At 51.1% G+C, this 17,474-nt stretch carries 24 protein-coding genes; 6 read left to right on the forward strand and 18 right to left on the reverse strand.

Annotated elements, in window-relative coordinates:
• Positions 1-37 precede the first annotated feature (37 nt).
• Positions 38-1,096, forward strand: coding sequence for a tetratricopeptide repeat protein (locus AT746_RS00250; RefSeq protein ID WP_062474787.1), 1,059 nt, complete (start codon positions 38-40; stop codon positions 1,094-1,096).
• 80 nt (positions 1,097-1,176) lie between these two features.
• Here AT746_RS00250 and AT746_RS00255 read toward each other — a convergent pair whose 3' ends face one another.
• The 5 genes from AT746_RS00255 to AT746_RS00275 form a co-directional block, all read right to left on the reverse strand.
• Entirely contained in the window at positions 1,177-1,773 is a 597-nt protein-coding gene (locus AT746_RS00255; RefSeq protein ID WP_062474790.1) for a glutathione S-transferase family protein, read from the reverse strand.
• Positions 1,774-1,783: 10 nt separating this feature from the next.
• Positions 1,784-2,269, reverse strand: coding sequence for a GNAT family N-acetyltransferase (locus tag AT746_RS00260; protein WP_062483819.1), 486 nt, complete (start codon positions 2,267-2,269; stop codon positions 1,784-1,786).
• Between the two features lie 14 nt (positions 2,270-2,283).
• Positions 2,284-2,742 carry an SRPBCC family protein gene (locus AT746_RS00265; RefSeq protein WP_062474793.1) on the reverse strand — a complete coding sequence of 153 codons (459 nt, stop codon included), beginning with the start codon at positions 2,740-2,742 and terminating at the stop codon, positions 2,284-2,286.
• A 221-nt stretch (positions 2,743-2,963) separates the two neighbouring features.
• A complete protein-coding gene (locus AT746_RS00270) occupies positions 2,964-3,485 on the reverse strand; it encodes a GNAT family N-acetyltransferase (RefSeq protein ID WP_197414304.1) in 522 nt (173 codons plus the stop codon).
• Positions 3,466-3,951: a GNAT family N-acetyltransferase gene (locus tag AT746_RS00275; RefSeq protein ID WP_062474799.1), complete on the reverse strand. Its 486-nt coding sequence runs from the start codon at positions 3,949-3,951 to the stop codon at positions 3,466-3,468. The genes AT746_RS00270 and AT746_RS00275 overlap by 20 nt, the downstream gene beginning before the upstream one ends.
• Before the next feature lie 198 nt (positions 3,952-4,149).
• Here AT746_RS00275 and AT746_RS00280 point away from each other — a divergent pair, with 198 nt between their 5' ends.
• On the forward strand, positions 4,150-4,743 hold the full coding sequence (locus AT746_RS00280) for a LysE family translocator (RefSeq protein WP_062474803.1): 594 nt from the start codon (positions 4,150-4,152) through the stop codon (positions 4,741-4,743).
• On the opposite strand, the gene AT746_RS00285 is transcribed toward AT746_RS00280, so the two are convergent.
• From AT746_RS00285 to AT746_RS00300, 4 genes are all read right to left on the reverse strand, one after another.
• A complete protein-coding gene (locus tag AT746_RS00285; RefSeq protein ID WP_062474806.1) occupies positions 4,705-5,562 on the reverse strand; it encodes an AraC family transcriptional regulator in 858 nt (285 codons plus the stop codon). The two genes, AT746_RS00280 and AT746_RS00285, sit on opposite strands and share 39 nt — an antisense overlap.
• Entirely contained in the window at positions 5,559-5,882 is a 324-nt protein-coding gene (locus tag AT746_RS00290; protein WP_062474809.1) for a cupin domain-containing protein, read from the reverse strand. The genes AT746_RS00285 and AT746_RS00290 overlap by 4 nt, the downstream gene beginning before the upstream one ends.
• A 59-nt stretch (positions 5,883-5,941) precedes the next feature.
• Positions 5,942-6,160 carry a DUF6500 family protein gene (locus AT746_RS00295; RefSeq protein WP_062474812.1) on the reverse strand — a complete coding sequence of 73 codons (219 nt, stop codon included), beginning with the start codon at positions 6,158-6,160 and terminating at the stop codon, positions 5,942-5,944.
• Positions 6,161-6,221: 61 nt separating this feature from the next.
• A complete protein-coding gene (locus AT746_RS00300; RefSeq protein WP_062474815.1) occupies positions 6,222-6,659 on the reverse strand; it encodes a helix-turn-helix domain-containing protein in 438 nt (145 codons plus the stop codon).
• Between the two features lie 77 nt (positions 6,660-6,736).
• On the opposite strand from AT746_RS00300, the gene AT746_RS00305 reads away from it, so the two are divergent.
• Positions 6,737-7,222, forward strand: coding sequence for a DUF2938 domain-containing protein (locus AT746_RS00305; RefSeq protein WP_062474817.1), 486 nt, complete (start codon positions 6,737-6,739; stop codon positions 7,220-7,222).
• On the opposite strand, the gene AT746_RS00310 is transcribed toward AT746_RS00305, so the two are convergent.
• The 5 genes from AT746_RS00310 to AT746_RS00330 form a co-directional block, all read right to left on the reverse strand.
• Positions 7,219-7,848, reverse strand: a complete 630-nt coding sequence (locus tag AT746_RS00310; protein ID WP_062474820.1) for an FMN-dependent NADH-azoreductase — start codon at positions 7,846-7,848, stop codon at positions 7,219-7,221. The two genes, AT746_RS00305 and AT746_RS00310, sit on opposite strands and share 4 nt — an antisense overlap.
• Positions 7,849-7,967: 119 nt before the next feature.
• The gene (locus AT746_RS00315; protein ID WP_082633084.1) at positions 7,968-8,351 is read right to left on the reverse strand and encodes a winged helix-turn-helix transcriptional regulator; all 384 of its coding nucleotides are present in this window, start codon (positions 8,349-8,351) and stop codon (positions 7,968-7,970) included.
• 178 nt (positions 8,352-8,529) lie between these two features.
• Entirely contained in the window at positions 8,530-9,171 is a 642-nt protein-coding gene (locus AT746_RS00320; protein WP_062474822.1) for a glutathione S-transferase family protein, read from the reverse strand.
• Positions 9,172-9,366: 195 nt separating this feature from the next.
• Positions 9,367-9,930: an NADPH-dependent FMN reductase gene (locus tag AT746_RS00325; RefSeq protein WP_062474825.1), complete on the reverse strand. Its 564-nt coding sequence runs from the start codon at positions 9,928-9,930 to the stop codon at positions 9,367-9,369.
• A gap of 348 nt (positions 9,931-10,278) precedes the next feature.
• Positions 10,279-10,569 carry a coiled coil domain-containing protein gene (locus AT746_RS00330; RefSeq protein ID WP_231730986.1) on the reverse strand — a complete coding sequence of 97 codons (291 nt, stop codon included), beginning with the start codon at positions 10,567-10,569 and terminating at the stop codon, positions 10,279-10,281.
• A gap of 167 nt (positions 10,570-10,736) precedes the next feature.
• Between AT746_RS00330 and AT746_RS00335 the strand changes: the two genes are divergently transcribed.
• The 3 genes from AT746_RS00335 to AT746_RS00345 are packed head-to-tail and all read left to right on the forward strand — an operon-like array spanning position 10,737 to position 14,854.
• The gene (locus AT746_RS00335; RefSeq protein ID WP_062474831.1) at positions 10,737-12,455 is read left to right on the forward strand and encodes a hypothetical protein; all 1,719 of its coding nucleotides are present in this window, start codon (positions 10,737-10,739) and stop codon (positions 12,453-12,455) included.
• Positions 12,452-13,252 carry a hypothetical protein gene (locus tag AT746_RS00340; RefSeq protein ID WP_062474834.1) on the forward strand — a complete coding sequence of 267 codons (801 nt, stop codon included), beginning with the start codon at positions 12,452-12,454 and terminating at the stop codon, positions 13,250-13,252. The genes AT746_RS00335 and AT746_RS00340 overlap by 4 nt, the downstream gene beginning before the upstream one ends.
• Before the next feature lie 48 nt (positions 13,253-13,300).
• A complete protein-coding gene (locus tag AT746_RS00345) occupies positions 13,301-14,854 on the forward strand; it encodes a glycoside hydrolase family 10 protein (protein ID WP_062474836.1) in 1,554 nt (517 codons plus the stop codon).
• 215 nt (positions 14,855-15,069) lie between these two features.
• Here AT746_RS00345 and AT746_RS00350 read toward each other — a convergent pair whose 3' ends face one another.
• The 4 genes from AT746_RS00350 to AT746_RS00365 all read right to left on the reverse strand — a co-directional run bounded on the left by AT746_RS00350 (position 15,070) and on the right by AT746_RS00365 (position 17,437).
• Positions 15,070-15,906, reverse strand: a complete 837-nt coding sequence (locus tag AT746_RS00350; RefSeq protein ID WP_062474839.1) for an alpha/beta hydrolase — start codon at positions 15,904-15,906, stop codon at positions 15,070-15,072.
• Between the two features lie 142 nt (positions 15,907-16,048).
• On the reverse strand, positions 16,049-16,420 hold the full coding sequence (locus AT746_RS00355; RefSeq protein WP_062474842.1) for a hypothetical protein: 372 nt from the start codon (positions 16,418-16,420) through the stop codon (positions 16,049-16,051).
• 49 nt (positions 16,421-16,469) lie between these two features.
• Entirely contained in the window at positions 16,470-16,820 is a 351-nt protein-coding gene (locus tag AT746_RS00360) for a DUF1622 domain-containing protein (RefSeq protein ID WP_062474845.1), read from the reverse strand.
• Positions 16,821-16,885: 65 nt separating this feature from the next.
• Entirely contained in the window at positions 16,886-17,437 is a 552-nt protein-coding gene (locus tag AT746_RS00365; RefSeq protein ID WP_062474848.1) for a DinB family protein, read from the reverse strand.
• Between the last annotated feature and the right edge of the window lie 37 nt (positions 17,438-17,474).

Consider the following 17,474-nt stretch of genomic DNA (forward strand, 5'->3'; position numbering starts at 1 on the left):
TCGCCAGGGATGGCGCTTTACATAGAGAGCAAAGATCATGAAAAAATACAGCCTTTATTCATTATCCAGTGATGTTCTGGCTATAGGGTTGGTTGCGGTAGTGGCCTGTACTTTTTGGTCCGGGCAGACAGTCGCCCACGAAAACCATCAACAGGAGCACCAGCACGGTAATAAATTCACGACCATGAATCTGGACAAGCTACAACAATCCGTTGTCGGGCTTCAGTATCTTAACCCTGAACAAGACATTGATGCCTTACGCAGCGCGTTAGAAAACTATGCTGTCAATACCACTGAGGAACAGCTGCGGCGGGATTACTGGTTAGCCAGAGTGCAGCAACATCAACATGATTTCGACGCTGCCAGCCAGACCATAGAGCGGGCCATCAAAGAGACCCCTCGCGACCCGGATTTGTTATTATTGAAGGCCTCTGTGCTGAATAATCTGGGCAAACATCCGCAGGCACTGGATGCCTGCAAACCCTTACTGGGAGTGGTTGATGATGCGGTCGTTACCGCCTGCGTTGTGGATGCCCGGGCTCAGCATGATCCCGACAATATTGATATCTACTACCGTGATCTGGTGCAAATGGCACAGCGCTCCAGCGTCAGTCTTGCGCAGCAGCGGGTCTGGATTAATCAAATCCTCGCAGAGCTGGCGCTGAAAATGCGACAGCCTGAAAAGGCTCAACATCACATTCGTGATCTGTTGCTGCCGGAAGCGCCTGTCAGCGCAATAGCATTGTGGGCAGATATCGAGATTGAGCTGGGCCATCATCAGCAGATGCTGAATAGCCTGCAAGAACTCGTTGAAGGACAGCAAAGGATTGATGATGCGCTGCTATTGCGTCTGGCAATGGCAGAGAAATTATCGGCCAAAGGCGATAAATGGTTAAACGCAATGCGGCAACGAATCGGGCAACGCAGTGCTAGCCACAATTATGCGCATGCAGGGGAGCTGTCAAAATTCTACCTGTATGTTGAACCTGACCCGGACAAAGCGATCTACTGGGCGAAGATAAACTACAGGCATGCGAAATCTGAAATGGACGCCGCCTTACTGGTAGCGGCGGAGACACTGGCGGGCAGGGACTAGTTTTAAGGTGATCGCCTGTTGTGCATCGGAGCCAGCTTTTCACGACCGGCCTTTGTACTCAACTGCCTTTGTCAGAGACCTTATGCCATGCCGGTGTAATTCGGGTGGCTGGCTATTTTCTCCAGCCATGCGGTTACGGCCGGATACTGACTTAGGTCAAAGCCACCTTCATCCGCAACGTGGGTGTATCCATACAGACAGATATCGGCCGTGGTTAATTTATCACCGGTTAAATAGGGAGTCGCAGTCAGTTGTTGTTCCATCACCGCCAGCGCTTTATGCCCGCCGGCCTGTTTCGACTCATATTCCTGCCTGCGCTCCTCAGGCAGGCCAAGGTATCTGGCGATAAAACGTGCCACGGCAATATAAGGCTCGTGGCTGTATTGCTCGAAGAATTGCCACTGCTGAACCTTTGCCAGCTCAAAGGGGTCTTCCGGCAGCAGGTCGCTGCCAGCAGCCAGATAATTGAGTATGGCATTGGACTCTGACAAACAGCGGCCATCATCGAGCTCCAGCAGCGGAATCTTGCCATTCGGGTTTTTATTCAGAAAATCACTGGATGAGGTGCCTCCGGCCAGTATATCCACATGGATCCACTGGTGCCCAATGCCCAGCAATGCACACAGCAGTTTGATTTTATAGCAGTTGCCGGAGCGGATATCGCCATATATTTTCATTGACCTTCCTTTAATTATTGGGCGGAAACAGAGCGGGTTTCCCTGTCATATACACGCAGCCCCCCAGCGGCGGCATCTGGCCAGGGTAAGCCGCGAAATCAAAGCCGGCTTTGCGATAACACTGAATCGCCTGGGGATTGTCTTCCAGCACAAACAGCGAACACTGGTCTACTCCCAGATCTCTACAGCCGATCTCACTTAACTGTTCTACCAGCAAGAGACCAAGAACCCGCCCACGGCATGAAGGTGAAATAGCCAGGCGGCCCAGATGGCAGCGGCCCTCGCGCAGATAATACTGGCCAAAACCCATCAGATCGCCATGCTCCCCAATTAACGAATAGGAAGGCAGGGTATCCCAGTGGATATCTTCGACAAAAGACGCGGCTGTGAAGGGAAAGCGAAACATCGGGCCGCCCCAGTTAGCGCATGTTTTCTGATCCGGGAACCAGCTCATCAGTTCTGTCAGGTGATGGGTTTCAGCGGCACGAAGTTTCATTTTTCTCTGTTTTCTCATCCATTATCAGGAATATCAGGCTCTACCAGTCTGGCAAGTTGTTCAAGAGATTCCTGCCACCCCAGATAACACATCTCAACGGGAATAACCGCAGGGATCCCGTCCTGAACAATACGGATATCGGTACCGCAGGATACTGAATTCAGATCGATTGAAACAGTCATTTCACCAGGCAGATTGTCATCATCAAAGCGGTCTGTATGCCGGATTCGTTTACCTGGCTCCAGCTCGGTATATTCGACCGTGAACGAATGAGCATTTCCGGTACTGAAATTTGTGAATGACATCCGGTATCCGCCACCAACGCGAACATCCATTTCGTGGATCCTGCCTGTGAAACCGTACGGAGGCAGCCAGCGCTCAATAGCACTTTTGTCTGTAAATGCCTTATAGACTCTGTCAGCAGGCGCCTTTAGTACCCGATGCAGGCGCACTGTACCTGTTTTATTTGTCATAGGTTTCTCCTTTGTCTTGATTTACTCGGGTCAAGAAAATCAACCCGTGCCGGTAATAGAGCGCGGTTTTTCATAACTACAACGGAAAAACTCTGCTCCTGCTTATCAGTCGGATAAGACCACGGAAAACAGACATCAATAGAAAGTAACCGCACAAATCAAGGGGGCAAAAGCAGATATCGCGTCCAGCTGTTCGGAGGTACAAGCTTCTTTATACTTTTTTAGCTGGCATCGCAGTATCTGTGGCGATCCAGACGGTAGACAAAGCACTCGTCCTCGCCGAAACGGCGTTTTTCTACAAACAGAAACCCCAGACGTTCATAGAAGCGATGTGCTCGCAGGTTACTGCAGAACGGATCGATCAGTACCGCAGAGACCTCTGTAGTGCTGAAACAACGGGCCAGTGCCAGGCGCATCATCTGGGTGCCATAACCTTTTCCGAGATCGCGCTGTTCCCCTATCCAGATATCTATAGCTCTGAGACCCGAAGGGACATCGCCCCAGTAATGAGTGTCTTCCAGCGCCGGATCGATGATCTGTACGAATCCTATTGGACGGTCTTCCAGCTCTGCGATCAACTGCTCACGCCAGACAGGCTGGTGGCCAAGTTCCGTTTCCCAGCCCCAGTCATCATTGGGATCAGCAGCGATAACATGGGGTTGCTCATCCCAGTAACGCAGTAGCGCCAGGTCATCCATGGTGGCGGTACGTAACGCGATCATACTATTTTTCTGATGCTGCATTTTTATCACCGTTTAGCTGTTTGCTCATAAACACGCTGTTTGGATCTTCCACATAGTCGGCAAAAGGGGCGCACGGCATAAAACCGAATAATGAATATAATTTTCTCGCCGGTTCAAAAAAAGCCATTGAGCCGGTTTCAAGGCTGAGCTGTTTATAGCCGCGGTTTGTTGCTTCACGGATAAGGTGGCTCAGCAAGGCAGAGGCGATGCCCCGGCGCAGATAATCTTTGGCGGTTTTCATCGACTTAATTTCTGCGTGCTCTGATGAGAGCTGTTTTAATGCACCAATACCTGCGAGTTTCTGGTCATCCCACACTGACCAGAAGGTAATATCCGGGCCGCGCAAGCCATCGATGTCCAGGGCATGACGGCTCTCATCCGGAGCCGTAGGTGCCATAGCATCAAGATGCGCACGTATGAGTTCGATAACCTGTGGGTGTTGCAGATTATCCCGTCGTATTTCCAAAATGATTGCCTGCTCTGGTGTTTTTTGTAAGACAAGTGTGCGGATAACGGTGTCCGCAACGCCGAGTATCTTTGCCCATAATTTATGATACCTGATATGGCAGTGGCAAGGGCGGCAGGCAGAGTCATATCAATTTTATTCAATACCCTGTCCAACAGCCAATGTACGCTTCAACCACAACCTGAATGGAGCGTCACAATGAATCTTTCCATGATCCTGCCGATGTCGGCATTTGCCCTTGCGGCATCCATATCACCGGGCCCGGTAAATCTGGTGTGCCTGAGTAGCGGTACCCGCTATCCCATAGCTGATGGACTGGTCTTTGTAACAGGAGCCTCACTAGGCTTTATCCTGCTCTTTATATCCGTTGGATTGGGGCTGTATTCGCTGCTGACCATAGTGCCGGTACTTGAAGAGTTGTTGCGTTGGGCCGGTGTGGCTTTCTTACTTTATTTAAGTGTTGAGCTGGCCCGGGATAGTGGTCAACTGCGTGAAAACCATACGCAAACCGCGCCGGGTTTTGCGACCGGGGCCCTGATGCAGTGGCTCAACCCCAAAGCCTGGCTGGCGTCTGCTTCGGGTATTGGGGCGTACACTAACGCCAGCGACCTGCATCAAACATTGATATTTGCCTCTGTCTATCTGCCCATCTGTTGGTTATCACTGTCTTGTTGGGTATACGCTGGCGCATTCCTGCGCCGGTATGTGCAGCGGTCTGTCGTAATGGTAACCATCAACCGTACACTGGCGTTGTTACTTGCGATCAGTTGTGTTTACCTGCTGATCGACTGACGAGGCGCGGTACTGATTTGGCGTTGCCGCCATTAATCGCTTAAAAACACGTTGGAAATGAGGTTGATCGGCAAAGCCAGTGTTCAGAGCGGCCTCAATAATTGATGTGCCGTTTTTTAACTCCTGCCTGCCAAGCTGAACCCGCCGATTAATCAGGTATGCATGTGGTGTCAGACCAAAATGCTTTTTAAATGCACGAACAAGATGTCCGGCGCTAAAACCGGAAAGCTTACACAGCGTTTCCAGAGAGACCTCTGTGGCTGCATGGGAATCCAGATATGAGGCTGTTTTCTCCAGGATTTCTGAAGCAGGCGGCTGAGCCTTTACAGGCTGGTTGGCAAGCTTATGCATGAGTTCGGACAGAAACCCGACTACAGCGGTTTGTTTATCCAACAAGTCGCTTCCGGGGTCCAGAAGACAATATGCAACACGGCGGTAATCTTTGTACCAGGCACGTTCAGATAGAGTGGCAGTCGCGATATCCTGCCATTTTAGAGTCTGCAGCAGGCCCGCCTGATAGCGCAAATCGGTCAGCCACTCTGTGTCAACGTACATCATCAGATAGGACCAGGGCTGGTTGTCGACGGGGTTACAGGCATGAACCCAAAGAGGGTTCATCAAAACCAGATCCCCCGCGCCCACCTGGTAGGTGTCATGACGATAACAGAAAGTACTGCTGCCCCCGGTAATCACACCTATCGACCACTGAGTATGGCTATGGGGGGCATAGCAGACCTGACGTCCATCCTCCACTTTGCGCAGTTCCACATAAGGCATACGCGGATCGCGCCAAAATACAGGGCAAGAGGTTGTCGTCATGATTTGGGCCTGCCTGGCTGAAACCAGAATTCGATTTCATCGGTATCGACCATAAACTCAGCGGCATGTTCGGTATTAGCGGGAACATGGTACCAGTCACCCACGCCAACATGGGTGGTCTTGCCATCCATCGTGAGCAGCAGTTCTCCACGGGTGATGACGCCGTAATTATCTGTCTCGTGGGTGTGTGGCGGAATGGACGTGGCGGCAGGATAAGACGCGAACAAAACGTCACTGCCCTGTGCTTTGAGTTTGTAGGCATCGAAACGGCCGTCATACAACGGCAGTGTCTTTATTCTGTCAGGGTAATTACCAGGCATCCGTTTCTCCGGTCAGTACTGATTTGTAAATCTCTGCATTCAACGTTCGCTTTGTGCGATCAGAGCCCGGCCTCGACCATCTGTTTTATTTTTGCGGCTTTTTCAAAATGATCCAGTTCATGGGTTTTGATCCACCAGGTTGCGGCTTCCATTAGCAGCTCCGGATCATCATTCTTATTGGCGAAAAAGGCATAAAATGACAGCCCGACAGATTCGCCCCTGGCAGCAATCTTACTGGCGCAGACTGTTGATATTTTCTTCCTTAATTCTGGTCGCATCCGAACCTCTGATAATACATAACCTGGTTATTACATCAGAATCGCAGCCAGAGCGCACTTGTTAACCTGGCCTATGGTGTCGTTCTCGCTGTGCTTTCTTTTTATCTGTGCCAATAACGCCGGCGGCTGCCAATCCTAGCAGGCGGCGGAAGGTCGGGCATTGCATATGGCTCGGCGCGGAACAAACTGCCGCATGTCGCAGGCCATCGCGCATGGCGGTCAGCTTGCGGATGGATGCATCAAGTTCATCTGCCTTGTCTGATAACATTTGCCGGTCAATCTCCGGTTCTCCCTTACCTCCTGACATCTGCTTAATTTCGTCCAGTGAGAAACCCGCTGAACGCCCCAGTGCGATGAGTGCCAGTTGTTCTAACACGCTGGCGCCAAACTGACGGCGTATTCCCTGTCTGCCGATGGAGCGAATCAACCCCTTTTCTTCGTAGTAGCGCAATGTTGAGGCAGGAATGCCTGAACGTTTAGTGACTTCAGAAATATCCATACCCGCCCTTGACTTAAAGTTAACTTTAAGTTGTACGCTATCAGCAGTTCCCAGTTAAAACAAGCCAGGAAAGGATGATGCAAAATTTACTGTCAATTGTAATTATCGGTATAGGGGCCACTGCTGTGATGGACTTATGGGGTGCGCTTCGCAAGCCCTTGCTCGGCGTACCACCACCCAACTATGCCATGCTGGGCCGCTGGATAGCCCATATGACCCACGGGCAGTTCTGCCATAAGTCTATTGCCGCATCACCTTCCATAGCTGCGGAACAGATTATTGGATGGGTAGCCCATTATCTGACCGGCATCGCGTTTGCGGCCCTGCTGATTGGTATCAGTGGCCCTGCATGGATCCAGAACCCCACCATGGGTCCCGCTTTTGCGGTTGGAACTGGCACAATAGCGGCGCCCTTTTTGCTTATGCAGCCAGGCATGGGAGCCGGTTTTGCCGGCTCAAAAATGCCCAACCCGAACGCGGCCAGATTGCAGAGCCTGCTCACACATATGGCTTTTGGTCTCGGGTTATATCTGTCTGGTCTGGCGGTTAGTCTGATTTGTTAGGCTGCCGCCCTCTGGGCTATAGCCTGTTCGGCGGATTTCAAGGCGCGCTTTAAGCGCCCGTCCTGAAATTCTTCGTAGCCTACCCGTACAAATTCGATACTGTTCAGGCCGATAAAATTGAGCATGGTGGTCAGATGGGGCTCCAGAAAATTGAGTTGTGACAGCGGGCCGCCCGGCAACAGGTCGCCATCACCTACCGACACAATAATAGTGACGGGTTTATCGGTCAGCAGCGGTTGATAAGGGTTCGGAGCCTGAGGATCGAAACCAAAGGAGCGATTGACCCGGATAATCTGATCAAAGTAGGCCTTCAGCTGCGAAGGCAAGCCGAAATTGTACATAGGCACGCCCAGTACCAGCGCGTCGGCCTCTTCAATTTCTGTCAGCAATAGTTCGCTTTCAGACAATACCGCCTGTGCTACCGGGGAGCGATCTTGCGGTGGCGCAAAGGCACTGGCAATCCAGGCTTCGTTGACCACAGTGGGAGGTTGCAGCGTTACGTCCCGTTCAGTCAGTTCACCTGCTGGATGAGCAGCGAGCCAGCGTTCGGCAAACTGCCGGGTCAGGCTACGGGTAACAGAACGGGTGTGACGTCCGCTGGAATTAATCATTAATAGTCGTGGCATAAAATAAACTCCTTTTGCTGAATAGTGCAGAACGAAGAGTTTATTATTCAGGTCTTCAGAGTTTGCATCCACGACCAAAGCTGTGAGTTACTCACTGAATTGTGAGTAGAAAAAGCCGCCTAAAGGTGATCTTTACGGTAGGCCAGATAGGAACTGCCCCAGCTTTCCAGACTGTCCATGACCTCAGATAATGAGGCGCCAAACTCAGATAAACGATACTCGACCCGCACAGGCACTTCGGCATAGACTTGCCGTTCTATCAGTCCATCGGCTTCCAGTTGCTTCAGCTGGGTGGTTAAGGCCTGGGCTGAAATACGTGGCAGGGCGCGCTGTAATTCTGAGTAGCGCCGACAGTGCGCCTTTAATTCAAAAAGAATGGATGGTTTCCAGCGTCCCCGCAAAATATCCAGTGCAGCCTGTACCGGGCAGTCTTGCTGCAGAGTGCCGAACTTCCTTTGATGATCTGAAAGCTGCTCAGGGGGACGTGATAACGGTTGATTCATGGTGGCTCCTTGTCACCGGGTTAATAGCTGGTGGACTGAGTTTCTCACCTGGAGTACCAATTCTTCAATCCTGTTCTCAATAGTGAATCGCTATTAGCCTGAGCATCCAGGTATTTTAGCCGTCTGTTGTGCTGTTTTAATTTCCACTGAAAGGGCTGACAGAGCAGTCACTGAATTGTCAGTCTGCCGCAGCGAAATGCCCCATCTGATCCGCATAGGCTTTGGCGAAAGCCGGACGATCGGTGGCACGAGCAACATAGTCACGACAGGCAGGGTATTCCGCCAGCCCGTTGAACCGATCCACCAGGCGCAGTACATCGGCCATCAGTATGTCGGCAACAGAAAAAGAGCCATTGGCCAGCCATTCGCGATCTTCCAACACCTGCTCCATATGCCGCAGCCGCGATTCGAGGAAATTCTCCAGATGCTGGCGCCCCGGCGTTTCTGTGGTGTCGCCTGAGAACTTGAAAATGGACCAGGGCAGGCTGGCAGCTTCCACCGAGTTCAGTGCGGCGAACAGCCACATGGTTACTTCGCTTCTGCTGCGGGGGTCCGTTGGCATCAGCACATTACTTTGCTGTGCCAGATGCAGCAGGATTGCGCCGCTCTCGAAAATTGAGATATCACCATCGGTCAGCCAGGGCACCTGCCCGAAAGGCTGGCTGGAAAAATGCGCGGCTTCCCGTTCCCGGAAAGGCACAGTCTCGACGCGGTACGGCAAACCGGCCTCTTCCAGTGCCCAGCGAACTCTCAGATCTCGCACATAGCCCCGGGGCATGTCGGGAACCCAGTCGAAAGTGGTGAGGACCAGTTCAGACATTTGATGTCTCCATGTTATTTACATTCCATTATGGCTTCTTCTGACTGCCAGAATAAACCATTCAGATGATATCCTTAAGTCGGACACAGATGTGTGGGCTCGACAATGTCGGTACATTATCTGGTCCGGTTGATATCAATCCGCAATCTCCGCATAGATCCTGCCCGGACACCGTGCGAAGCAGGCTCGAAGTCATCAATGGTTCTGCCCGCTGTATTTTCCGGGTTGCGACGCCTGAATTGCGCTGCAAAACTCAAACAGACTGTTTTGCAGAGGCTCTGCGAATGTTGGTTCATGTACTATGTCGTTTGCGCTCATGCCGCTGCCCAGAAGGGGTAAGGATAAACAAGCCTCATCGACAATAACGCCAGACATGGTTGTCAGAATTTCCCGCAAAGACGCCAGAGCATGAATCGCGCGGGGAGAGGTATTAATAAGTGCGATGGGCATAGCAACAAACTCCTCTCCGGCTACCAGCCAGTCTAACGCATTCTTCATCACTCCGCTTATGCCGTGGGCGTATTCGGGGCTCGCAATGATCAAGCCGTCTGCGTCTCGCAGCGCCGCAATGAGTCTGTTGATCACGGGAAGGGTCTTCGCATCAATATCGGGATTAAACAGGGGGATGTTACCCAGTTCCCGGTATATATTAATCTCAATATTTGATGGAGATAGTTGGTGTATGGCTTCAATGGCAGCGGTGTTAAATGAACCCGATCTCAGGCTGCCGGATATTGCCAGGATGTTGGTACTTTCCATGTAACTCCCTTTCCTTTTCGATGTGCCTGAACCCGGCTTAATAAAGCAGTGCTATCTTAATAATTTACCAACTGGCCAGCAGACCATCGTCTGCCAAAGGCCTCTGGAAGGAGTATATTATTCACCGAATGCTATATCATCGCCAGAGCTGGTGGAAACAAAGTCGCACACGGAGCCTTCGACTATAACAAAGATAAATAAATTCCGCATAGGGATGCTTCCTGTTGCCAGGACGTATTTTCAAGTAGGTTTTTCGTGATTGGTGAAAGCGCGGGTGAAGGGGTTGGGAGCCAGGAAACCAGAAATTGCCACCGGGCCGGTAAAATGCCGGCCACAAAGATAAAATGCTTACTTAAATCTGGATTTTGCCGACTCCAGCGAACGGCCAAGTGAATCCAGTGCACTATCAATGCCTGTTTTCAAGTCTTTCCAAGCGTCATCGCTGGCCGATTTAAGTTCATCAAGTTTCTGATTCGACTTTTCCTGCTTTTCACGCAACGCGTCAATCTGTTGGTAATATTCCAGTTGCGCATCGGCCTCGGCTTTATCAGCTTTTGCCTTGAGCTTGTCAATCTCTGAATTCCACTCATCCAGTTGTGCCTGTAGCTTTTTCTCGTAAGCTTCTTTCTCGCTCATCATCACTCTCCTTTTTGAGTTTCGGTGTATCAGAATACAGATTGCTGACCGTGCAGTACAGGTTAGTTATAGCTGCCACCACCGATGAAGTAAAACCCATTATTAGTTTGACTTTCACGGCAGCATTGAATAACTTATTCTCTAAAGGCGCTCTTTAAGGGAATAAATTTTTGAAGGTTTATCAACGCGTTCTGCTGAGCATAGTTACCTTAGCTGGCTTTGGTGCGGGAGCCGCTCCCAATGATACCGAGGCCGACTATTTATGTGCCCACAAGATAGTGGACAATACCAGCTGGAACTTTGGTACGGCACCGGCATATTGTGATATTGAACCTTTTGGTGATCCGGATTTTGTCAGTACCTACCTGTCAGATATTGTGTTCGACACCTCACAACCCACCAGCGAAGAGCGTGCGCGCTATATGGATGAGCTGAACGCCACCATCCGGGATGCCGCCACCTACTACCTGTCTGTGCGTAAGCCTGATGCCTCAGAGGACGAAGAAAATGCCTGGATTGAGGCGATCAAGGCGGTCGCGAATCAGGAAACCTTCTGGAGCCATTATCGGGATTCGGTTCTTGATGGCAGAATGAAGATGATGCGGGGTGACTCCGGCCATGGTCATGGCATGATGCAAATCGATGATCGCTGGCACTTCGCCAGAATCAATGAGGGCAAAGGCTGGCAGATTTTCGAAAACCTGCTCTACGCCATGGAAATTTTCTACGCCGAGTGGCAAAACGCCGCACAGGCCAGTTGTATTGCAGACCCCGAGAACTGGCAGGAAAGAACCCGCGCGGCCTATTCCGCCTATAACGGCGGGCCGAGCCAGATTTGTCGCTGGTATCAGAGTCCGGCCTGGCAGGACGAAGGCTTTCTGGGTAAATATGAAGCCAAATCCTGGCTGAATTATATTGCCGATAATAATAAAACCGCTCCTGTTGACGTTCCCTGCATGATGGAAGGCGTCGAATTTTGTGTACCGGAATATGAGCCGCCGCCCTATTCACTGGAAAATCCTGAATATCCCTGGCAATACAATTATTTAAAACTCAATAGCGGCGAGATCTGCCTGCTCGAAAGTGACACTTTCCATTGTGTTGCGCAGCAGCAGGATGCAGCCTGCTTAAACGCCAGATTTGATCGGGTCTCAGTTGCCCAGGCCATTGAACTGGATGAGGAACAAAGTAATGCCTACCCCAAAACGGTACATGAAAAGCACGCGTGCATGGGCTATCTGGAGAACAGTTTTACCGTGGGTCAGAGCATCAGTGCTGAGAAAGCCATAAATATCCGCCAGAGCGCGGCAGGCACCGATACCGGTGCAGATGCGGTAGTGGGGCAGGTTTACCAGATACTGGATATTGTAGCGGGCACACCGGCGGATCAGTCCCGTTATTATCGCATCCAATATTCCGGCGACAACCAGGGTTATATCTATGCCGGTGGCCTGTGGGATTTCAGCGACTGGGCATCATCGGCAACGCATCATGATCTGGCCGAAGAAGATCGCATCATTGCCATGCCGGGCGATGAGATCTACGTGACAAAATCTGATGGTATTGCACTAAAAGACGTGGCCGGTGAGCAAGGGGATGAAATTGCCAGGGTTACCAAAGATACGGCCCTTGACGTGATGGGTACGGTGGTACTGGGTGACAATAACGATATTTACTATGAAGTTAATCTGAATTCCCAGAGTGGTTATATCTATGGCGGCAGTCTGTTACCCACATCCACTTTGTCTGACTGGACGTCATTCAGCCCGGACGACAGTGAAACGCCAACACCTCCGGCCCCACCACCCTCAAGTCCTGATGACTCTGGTGGTGGTTCAGTCAGTTACTGGATACTGGCGCTGTTGCTGATAAGAAGGCTGAAGTCATGATCAAAAAATTGCTATTTATTGCAGCCGTTTGCGCCATAGCACTTTATCTGTGGCAACCCTGGTCGCAGGGTGAAGTCGCCGACGCCACCGCGCCAGCTTCTCAGGCCGGGCCACAACCGCCGGTTCACAAACCTCAGAAGGAAGCCAACAGCAAAGATAAACAGCCCGCGCCTGACAATAAACAACAGGCAAGGTCATTACCTGATGAGTTTTATCAGCAACGTGAAGAGATTATCAGCGCGCTGGATCAGGCAAAAGCCTGCCAGGACACCGGCGAGTGCGCGTCCTCAGAGGACGACCCCAGGGCCGCCATGTTTGAACAGGAAAAACGGCTGGTGGCAGCATTAAAAGCTCTGCAGGAGTTATATGCCAGCCATCAGTTTGAAGATGAACAGCTGGCCGCTATCACAGGTGAGTATCTGACCAGCCCTTTAGGCCGGGTTCAGTATCAGGCCCTGGAAATGATGCAGCAGCAATCCCCCGTTACTGACAATGCACGGATTTTACTGGAGGCGTTGGATGACAGTTATGACGATAAGGTGATGGAGTCGGCTCTGACCGAGCTGCAGCGCTATCCTGAGCTGAACCAGACCATTGATGGGCTGTTTATAAAGAACCTCAGAACAGGCAGCTTTCATGTCTCCAGAACCATTGCACAGGGTATCGGGCCTTATCTCAATCAGGATAATCTCGACGCTTATGAGGCGGTGCTGGACAAACTCCCCGGCCAGTCTGCCAAGGCCAGGTTTTTGAGTGCCTCCATCAGCAGCTATAAAAAATCGAACAACATTGACTGAGCCATAAGCGTTTTTTATTCCCTTCAGATACCCAGGTAAGCAAGCAGTATGCAAATCAAACGCATCTTTGAACCCGTTATTCACTTCTGGTCTTCCCGCACTCTGCAGGAACGCCTGTATATCGGCGTGATTGGCATCTTGTTGTTGGGGTTGTTGAATTACAGGGCGCTGTTCGGGCCCGATGTGCCTGATTACGGAAAAGCACAGCGCCAGACGGTGGCTACCGAGTTCCGTGCCGCCTGGGTGGCTTCGGTGGTGAATATTAACTGGCCCAGTGAGCCCGGTCTGTCCCCGCAACAGCAACAACAGGAGGCCATTGCTCTTTTAGACAGTATGGCTTCTGCCAACCTTAATGCAGTGATTTTGCAGGTCAGGCCCCATGCGGACGCCTTATATCAGAGTGAACTGGAGCCCTGGTCTTACTATCTAACCGGCGAGCAGGGGCAGCCCCCCGAGCCCTTTTACGATCCGCTCTCGTTCTGGATTGAACAGGCTCACAACCGCGGCATGGAGCTGCATGCCTGGATCAATCCTTACCGTGCCCATCACTTCGAAGGGGGTGAGATTTCTGAGCAGTCTCTGGTCAAAACCAACCCTGAGCTGGTCAAAGCGCTTAACAACGGTATGTACTGGATGAATCCGACCCGTGAGGAAACGGTTAACCACTCTCTGGCTGTGATTGAAGATATCGTCTCCCGCTATGATATCGATGGCATCCACTATGACGATTACTTCTACCCTTACCCCGCATATAACGATGGCGAAGACTTTCCGGATCGGGCCGAGTACGCGCAATACCTCGCTGAGGGCGGCAGCTTAACCCTGAATGACTGGCGCAGAGACGCAGTCAATCGCTTCGTAAAAACCCTGTATCAGCAGGTTAAGGCCATCAAGCCCCATGTGAAAGTCGGCATCAGCCCTTTTGGCATCTGGCGGCCGCAATCGCCCGAGACCATAGCCGGTTTAGATCAGTATGACACGCTGTTTGCCGATGCCAGGTTGTGGCTTAATCAGGGCTGGCTGGACTATTTTACCCCGCAGCTTTACTGGGATACCAACAGGGTTGCCCAGAGTTTTCCGGTATTGCTGGCCTGGTGGCAGCAACAGAATTTTCAGGACCGGCACCTGTGGCCGGGGTTAAACAGCAACAAAGTGGCCACGGTGCAGGGCATTGATGAGGTGGTGAATCAGATTATGTTCAGCCGGGCGTTGCTGCAGGAGCAAGCGGGGCAGGTGTTCTGGAATGTGCGCACGGTCACCGACAATCCCCGTTTTCATCAGGTGCTGACACAGAACATTTACGCAAACCAGGCACTGGTGCCGCCCTCACCCTGGCTGGACAGCACCCCGCCTGAACCACCGGCTGTTGAAATTCAGAGCGGTGATGAAGTGGTGGTTAAGTGGCAAAAAACCGGCAGCGAGCCGGTATTTCGTTGGGTGCTTTACTATAAAGACAGTGATCGCTGGCGCTATCGGATATTCAATAAAAATACTCATGAGTTTGGTTTTCCGGCTGACAGCCGGATCACTGATATCGCGGTTGTGGCGGTCGACCGCACCGGGCTGAAGAGTGAGCGTACAGACTTGCCGGTAAAACTCTAAGCCCTTAGAGTTGGCTGAACGTTGTTGCTGGAGGGGCGACAGATTCCACATACATAAGGGGCAGTGGCCCTGCCCGACTGCCCATACAACTAAAGCAAACCCGCGCAAAACAGATTCAGCCGGTTAATATCGACTCCTCGCATGCCAGGAGTCGGCCCCTTAATAGATTCCGTGACTCAGAGCCGCCTCTGAAACGCCGTGTCGATGCCCCGGCATTACTTTGTTTGAACCTTAAATACTTTATCAAAAGCATCATAGGCCGCCAGATGAAGGGTGTCACCATGATTGAGCTGTTCAAAAAAGCCGAAGTAGGCAGAAGTGCTCTCAGGCTTTGCGTTCTCTAATTTATCAAACAGCGCTTTTGCCACTCGCTCCATTACCGGCCCTTCCTTGCCCACGCCCACATAAACCGATTTGGCCGGGTTGAGTGGTGCCGGCTCGAGGCTCAATAAGGATTCATCATCCCACCATAAACTCGGGCTGATAATAATGTAGTTATCAAATAACGTCGGGCTTTTTAATAAGATTTCAGTGGCCAGCAAGCCACCTAAGGATTGGCCTATGATGGTTTTTTCTGCGCTGGTGCGATATTTACTTTCTACCAGTGGCTGAATTTCTTCACCAATCACCTTAATAAAGTTTGCCGATCCGCCATGGGTCGGAAACTCTTCTATATCCTGTTTATTATCAGAGGGGTAGGTAAAGTCGCGCTTTCGGTCGACATTGGCGATCCCCACAACAATGGTTTCCGGCAGCAGATGTATCCATGACAATGAGCCAAACTGAACCAGCCCGGATAGGTGTACAAAATCCTCATCCGCCGAGCCATCCAGCAGATAAATCACCGGATAATTTTTGTCAGTGTTTTCGGCATAGCTGCCTGGCAGGTAAATGTTCAGCACCCGGTTTTCATTTAATATGGCGGAGTGAAACGTGACTTTTTCGCCGATAGTAAACGGGCTGACCTGTGTCACTTCAGGTTTAGCTTTAGCCAGCAGTGGTGAGCTACAAAACACCAACGCGATAACAGCCAGATAGATTAGTTTTTTCATATTCGTCCTGTCTGAATTGAAGATGGAATTATTATTCTTAAAAATCTGCTGCAACCACAAAGCGTCTGTTTGCTGGCAACAACCCCTGCACTAATGCGATTCAGAAAAGGGCACTACTGCTGTGCGATTAACGCTCTATACGTTATGCCAGCCAGCACAATACGGCAACCCCCAAAAGCCCTGCCCAGCCGGGGTGTCTGCCGTTAGTTGCATAGCATACCAGCGCGCCAGCCATCGCCATTGAAAAGGCAATGGGCTGGACGACAAACGCCGGGGGAACAGACATTTCTGCCAGTTGAATGAGTATTGCTCCCATTGCGAAACCTAAAATACTTGCAAGATGCCAGGTGGCCCACAATATCCGGATATTCCTCTCCCGTATTGGCGGAACAGCAACATTAGGTACCACTGAGTTATTTCTCAGTTTCTTAAAAATAAGAAATTCACCGAGAGCAGAGTGAACCAGACCAACAACAATTGACAAAAGACCTGCAGATACCAGTAAAGAATGCATTTTATTCCCGCTCCTTTAATAGGCCCCCAGTTTTCTAGACATCGCTAAACTACTGATTATTCTGCCAGGGCCACTTGCCGCTCATCTCTACTTCCAGGGTCAGGCTGAGGAAGGTGCGTATCAGTACCACGATGCCCAGCACCCCGATGGTCTCAAAGGTCAGCTCCACGGCCACCGTATAGATAATGTCTGAGGCAATCAGAAATTCCAGACCAAGCAAAATGCCGCGGCCCAGTGACTGGCGCAGCTCCTGGAAGATGGAGTCGCTATCTTCTTTCCTTATCATCCTGATTATGGCGTTAAATAACGCATACAGCGCAAACAGGGTAATAGTGCCGATACCAATGGCCTCAATAATGGTGGCGCACCAGAGTGCTGTTGGTGCTATTAAGTCATTCATATTTACCCCTTAGTTGCCTGCGCTCGTTATACCTTAGTTGTTCCCCGCAGCTTTGCCGTCAATCTTTACATTCTGCTATCAGTAGCCTCTTGCGGGATAAGTGCCAATAAATCTGTCACGCCAATATCCAGACCTGATTGTGACAGCAAAACAGAGATCTGGCCCCGATGATGAGTCTGGTGATTAAAAAAGTGAAGAATCAGGTTTGAGAATCGTTTGTTGGCAGCAATCCCCTGGGTATTGTGGTAGCTGAGAACATCATCCAGATCGCCCTCGCGGAGCCCGGCGATCCAGTTGATAATTTGTTGGTCCAGCCAGCTGCGGTGCTGGTGCAGCTCAGTGAAATCATCAAAAACAATCTGATTCAGGCGGGTGGGGGATGGCATCTCTGCGACCTCCTGTAAAGATGCTGTGCACGACGGGTGTGTGGCAAAGCGCTGTAGCCAGATGGTGTCACCAACAACGATGTGATTTAAGGTGCCCAGAACAGACCCGAAGAAGGCGCCGCGCTCTTCAGCGAGTTCTGAGCCATTGAGCTGACCCGCAGCCCGATAAATTTTTTCATTCATCCACTGGTTATAAGAGGCCATTAATTCAAAATGGTGTTTCCGGCTCATTACGCCCCCTTTGTTATTTATAGCGCTGCCAGTATTG

This window comes from Lacimicrobium alkaliphilum, from assembly GCF_001466725.1.
Taxonomy (GTDB): domain Bacteria; phylum Pseudomonadota; class Gammaproteobacteria; order Enterobacterales; family Alteromonadaceae; genus Lacimicrobium; species Lacimicrobium alkaliphilum_B.

Coding starts and splice junctions, on each gene's coding strand:
- AT746_RS00250 (WP_062474787.1), top strand. CDS start 38: ATGAAAAAATACAGCCTTTATTCATTATCCAGTGATGTTCTGGCTATA.
- AT746_RS00255 (WP_062474790.1), bottom strand. CDS start 1,773: ATGAAAATATATGGCGATATCCGCTCCGGCAACTGCTATAAAATCAAA.
- AT746_RS00260 (WP_062483819.1), bottom strand. CDS start 2,269: ATGAAACTTCGTGCCGCTGAAACCCATCACCTGACAGAACTGATGAGC.
- AT746_RS00265 (WP_062474793.1), bottom strand. CDS start 2,742: ATGACAAATAAAACAGGTACAGTGCGCCTGCATCGGGTACTAAAGGCG.
- AT746_RS00270 (WP_197414304.1), bottom strand. CDS start 3,485: ATGCAGCATCAGAAAAATAGTATGATCGCGTTACGTACCGCCACCATG.
- AT746_RS00280 (WP_062474803.1), top strand. CDS start 4,150: ATGAATCTTTCCATGATCCTGCCGATGTCGGCATTTGCCCTTGCGGCA.
- AT746_RS00285 (WP_062474806.1), bottom strand. CDS start 5,562: ATGACGACAACCTCTTGCCCTGTATTTTGGCGCGATCCGCGTATGCCT.
- AT746_RS00290 (WP_062474809.1), bottom strand. CDS start 5,882: ATGCCTGGTAATTACCCTGACAGAATAAAGACACTGCCGTTGTATGAC.
- AT746_RS00295 (WP_062474812.1), bottom strand. CDS start 6,160: ATGCGACCAGAATTAAGGAAGAAAATATCAACAGTCTGCGCCAGTAAG.
- AT746_RS00300 (WP_062474815.1), bottom strand. CDS start 6,659: ATGGATATTTCTGAAGTCACTAAACGTTCAGGCATTCCTGCCTCAACA.
- AT746_RS00305 (WP_062474817.1), top strand. CDS start 6,737: ATGCAAAATTTACTGTCAATTGTAATTATCGGTATAGGGGCCACTGCT.
- AT746_RS00310 (WP_062474820.1), bottom strand. CDS start 7,848: ATGCCACGACTATTAATGATTAATTCCAGCGGACGTCACACCCGTTCT.
- AT746_RS00315 (WP_082633084.1), bottom strand. CDS start 8,351: ATGAATCAACCGTTATCACGTCCCCCTGAGCAGCTTTCAGATCATCAA.
- AT746_RS00320 (WP_062474822.1), bottom strand. CDS start 9,171: ATGTCTGAACTGGTCCTCACCACTTTCGACTGGGTTCCCGACATGCCC.
- AT746_RS00325 (WP_062474825.1), bottom strand. CDS start 9,930: ATGGAAAGTACCAACATCCTGGCAATATCCGGCAGCCTGAGATCGGGT.
- AT746_RS00330 (WP_231730986.1), bottom strand. CDS start 10,569: ATGATGAGCGAGAAAGAAGCTTACGAGAAAAAGCTACAGGCACAACTG.
- AT746_RS00340 (WP_062474834.1), top strand. CDS start 12,452: ATGATCAAAAAATTGCTATTTATTGCAGCCGTTTGCGCCATAGCACTT.
- AT746_RS00345 (WP_062474836.1), top strand. CDS start 13,301: ATGCAAATCAAACGCATCTTTGAACCCGTTATTCACTTCTGGTCTTCC.
- AT746_RS00350 (WP_062474839.1), bottom strand. CDS start 15,906: ATGAAAAAACTAATCTATCTGGCTGTTATCGCGTTGGTGTTTTGTAGC.
- AT746_RS00355 (WP_062474842.1), bottom strand. CDS start 16,420: ATGCATTCTTTACTGGTATCTGCAGGTCTTTTGTCAATTGTTGTTGGT.
- AT746_RS00360 (WP_062474845.1), bottom strand. CDS start 16,820: ATGAATGACTTAATAGCACCAACAGCACTCTGGTGCGCCACCATTATT.
- AT746_RS00365 (WP_062474848.1), bottom strand. CDS start 17,437: ATGAGCCGGAAACACCATTTTGAATTAATGGCCTCTTATAACCAGTGG.